The organism is Clostridium sardiniense, from assembly GCF_019753795.1.
GTDB classification, from domain to species: Bacteria; Bacillota; Clostridia; order Clostridiales; family Clostridiaceae; genus Clostridium; species Clostridium sardiniense.
In genome coordinates, this window is sequence record NZ_JAIKTU010000035.1 from 1 (window position 1) to 3,875 (window position 3,875).

General features: G+C 26.9%; 4 protein-coding genes. 1 reads left to right on the top strand and 3 read right to left on the bottom strand.

Annotation, left to right across the window (positions count from 1 at the left end; all coding sequences use genetic code 11):
- Positions 1-389 precede the first annotated feature (389 nt).
- A complete protein-coding gene (mobV, locus tag K5V21_RS18935) occupies positions 390-2,150 on the top strand; it encodes a MobV family relaxase (protein WP_245000783.1) in 1,761 nt (586 codons plus the stop codon).
- Between the two features lie 22 nt (positions 2,151-2,172).
- Here mobV and K5V21_RS18940 read toward each other — a convergent pair whose 3' ends face one another.
- The 3 genes from K5V21_RS18940 to K5V21_RS18950 all read right to left on the bottom strand — a co-directional run bounded on the left by K5V21_RS18940 (position 2,173) and on the right by K5V21_RS18950 (position 3,177).
- Positions 2,173-2,373: a hypothetical protein gene (locus tag K5V21_RS18940; protein WP_221862647.1), complete on the bottom strand. Its 201-nt coding sequence runs from the start codon at positions 2,371-2,373 to the stop codon at positions 2,173-2,175.
- A 91-nt stretch (positions 2,374-2,464) separates the two neighbouring features.
- Positions 2,465-2,680, bottom strand: coding sequence for a hypothetical protein (locus K5V21_RS18945; RefSeq protein ID WP_221862649.1), 216 nt, complete (start codon positions 2,678-2,680; stop codon positions 2,465-2,467).
- Between the two features lie 5 nt (positions 2,681-2,685).
- A complete protein-coding gene (locus K5V21_RS18950) occupies positions 2,686-3,177 on the bottom strand; it encodes a replication/maintenance protein RepL (RefSeq protein WP_221862651.1) in 492 nt (163 codons plus the stop codon).
- Positions 3,178-3,875 lie beyond the last annotated feature (698 nt).

Sequence of the window (3,875 nt, forward strand, 5' to 3'; positions counted from 1 at the left end):
ATTATGGAATAGGCTATTTAAGGAGAAGGCTATCTTTGATTATTTTCAAGTATTTAAGAGTGAAATGTAGGTCAAGGGTGCGTTTAGCACTTGCGTAGCCCTTGACTGAAATGAAACGACACACTAGAGCAATAAGGACTGTAAGTCCTTCTGCCAAACGGCGAGTGCTGTCGGAGACAAATATAAAATTTGGGTTAAGCCTTTAAAAAGGCTTATGGGTGAGCATAGCGAGGGCAACGCCCTTTTTACCCGTTAGGGCGAACGGATATTGCTTGGCAATATTAGAGTGAGTTATAATATTGCCATAAGATAGTCAATTTGGGCTTATTTTTTGAATACTATTTGGGTATTATTTATAGGATTTATATAGTAATTTTGAGGAGGTTTTTATGAGTTATTCCGTGTTTAGATTACAAGGGATTAAGACTACAAATGATTTAAAAGGGTTAGGAAAACACAATAAAGAAAGGATATCTCAAACTAATATAGATATTAATTTAGATAAAAGCAAAAATAATATTGAACTGGTAAAATGTGAAGGCTCTTACAATAATGCTTTTGATAAAATTACTCTTGAAATGAAAAAGCAACATTATGAGAGAATGAAAAAAACTAGAAAAGATAGAGTTAAAACATTTAATCAGTATGTTAATTCGAGTAAAAGTGATGTTGCTTGTGAAATGATATTTACATCTGACGAAGAATTTTTTAAAGATATGACTGAAAATGATGTAAGAGATTGGGCTAAGATATCCTTAAACTTTGTAACCGACGATATCGGATTTAGAAAAGAAAATATTATTCATGCAATTGTACATATGGATGAGAAAACACCTCATTTACATATAATTGCAGTACCAATTGTTGATTCATATGATAAGAGAATTAAATCTAATAAATTGTCTATAAGTAGAGCTAAGTATATAGAAAATAAATATGATTTAAGTAAACTTCAAGATAAGTATAATTCTAAGCTTAAAGAAACTGGATTTCAGCTTGATAGAGGTGTTAAATTTACAGATAGAAAACATACTAAAACATCAGAATTTAAAGCCGAAATTCGTAAGAGCATTAATAAAGAAATAAAGAATATAACTAAAGAAATTCAAGAAAATAGTGATTTGAACTTAAGTTTAAATTTTAAAAATAAGTCATTAGTTGCTGAAAATTACATTTTAGAAAAAGAGTTAAGCAATAAAAATAATACTATAAAAAATATAAACGATATTCTTAAAGAGGAGAATGTTGAAGTTATTAAAACATCTAATCTTGATGTTAAACCTGTATTTGGAAAATATATCTTAAATGTAAATGATTATTTAAACTTACAGTATGAAATATCTAATATTAATAATAAATATATTAAATTGCAAAAATTCCATAATGATTTAAAACAAAATTATAATACGATAAGTATTGAAAATAGGCAACTAAAAGAAACTTTAAAAAACGAAATTGAAATTAAAAATGAATATAAAAATAAGGTTGAAAAAATAGATGTATCTATTGAGAAAAGTAATGATTTAGCTACGTTTAAAGAAACTTTAATTAATCGTTATAACAGTAAATTAGATTTAAAAGAACAGGAATATACAGATAATTTAAATGAGCTAGAAAAAGTTTTGAAAAAGAAATATTTAAACAAAATAAATACTCTTGAAAAGGAGATTAAAGAATTGAAAAATGATAAGATTTGCTTGTCATCAAAACAATATGAATCTATTGGAATTAAATCATATTTATATAGGTCTATGAATGAATTAGCAAATAATGATAAGGAAAGATTTTTAGAAATTATAAAAGATAAATCTTTGCCTATTTTGCTTGAAGATAAAAGAAAATTAAATATATTGTATGAAAGATTAAATAATGAGTTAAAGAACTGTGGAAATAAAGAAAATAATATAGATATTGAAATATATTATGGTATGCTTGAGTCATTAAGTACAAAAGTAAATAATCGAATAGAAATAATAGAAGAAATAGGGCTATTTAAAGAGCTAAAAGATAATGATATAAATAAAATTAGTAAAATTGATATAAAAAAATTTAAAGAAAAGGCAAATATAGATGCTGTAAATCAAAAAGAAGAAATATCATTTGAACCTAAGTTTAGACATAATAAATTAGAATATCAAATGGAAAGATAAAAGAGAGCATTTGCTCTCTTTTTTATTTTAAGTATTCCATTAACTCTATACCCTGCTTAACACCTTTTTCAAAGTAAAATTGACTAATTTGACCTATAATATCCATTTCTTCTTCATTAAAGTTATCTGTTAGATTGTTTAATATCATCCTGTCCTTTTCATTTTCAATTTGAGACTCAATCATTGACCATATAACATTTTCATACATTTTTTCTTTTTCCATAATTTTTTAAATCCTCCTTGATTTAAGGAGCCATTTAAGTTACACTGAATTTGCTGAGGGTGGCTCTTAAATGGGCTGCCTTTTTTTGTTTTTATTTTTCTTTACTATAATCTTTATGAATATCATACTTTACACCTGGTTTAGGATTCTTAGGTAAAGTTGGGTTGTCAATCCTAAAATCGTTCCATTTCCAAACTTCAATATCAGGTGCATTACATATAGGACAAAAATCCTCATTATCAATAAGCTCTTTGCAAGTGAAGGTTTCATTACATTCTAAACAATAAAAAATAATATCGCCTCTCATTTAAATCACTCCTTTGTATTTGTTTGTATTTCTTTAACTTCTATTTTCCTTCCTTCGTTTGTATATTCAATAACTAATCTCAATCCTTTTAAGGCTGACCAATCGCCTATTCCAAAATATTGAGGATTTAATATATAAACTCCAACACCTTCTTTTATTAAAAAATCTAACTTTTTAAGCTTTGAAATTGCATTTCTTACTGTTTGATCTTTTATTCCTAAATTCTCTGATATACCATCTCTATAAAATTTATTTAATATAACTCTATTGGTATTGTATTGAGTAATTTTAAAAATTTCATGTAATATTAAATTTTCCATTTTGCTTAATTGCCTTAAAAGGCTTATGTCATCAAGATACAATTTCATGTATGCTGGTTCCTTATCTACAAGTCTTATTTTATTCTGCATAGTTGTTTCATCTGATGTTATATTACCTTCTGAATCATGTTTAATAGTTCTTTCAATAATACTATCAACTATTTTTTTAGTATCCAAACTCTCACCTCCTACTTTAAATTATACTTACTTTGTACTTAATTTCAAGTACAAAGTTGAAATTAATTTTGTAACTTATTTATTAATAATTTTGTACTCATAACAAGTACAAAAAAAAAATTGTACTTGTATCTATAATTTAAATGTACTTGTCACAAGTATTTTTTGTACTTGTCACAAGTACAACTGGTACCTGTCACAAGTACAAAAAAAAATGTCGAAACAAGTTATATCAATGCTTTACGTAATGTTTTTTATATCTTATATTATTTAACATAAAAATCTTTGATTTTTTGTAATCATCAGATTACATTGGGACTTGTCCCAATAAATGGGGTTTGGGGTATCCCCAATTAGGGCATTGCCCTAAAGTTATTTAAATAAAAAAGCTACGGACTAAAGTCCTATGTCTGCGACGCTATTATTTGAACCTAAAATCAATTCTAAGGCTATTTTATGGTTTAAGTAAGGGAATTGGTGGGGGAACTCCATCAAAGCTCTTAAAATCGATTTTAGAGCCTTGAAACACTATATCCGTTTCAAAGTTGATTATGTCGTGGAACAAGCCCCCATTATGGAATAGGCTATTTAAGGAGAAGGCTATCTTTGATTATTTTCAAGTATTTAAGAGTGAAATGTAGGTCAAGGGTGCGTTTAGCACTTGCGTAGCCCTTGACTGAAATGAAACGACACACTAG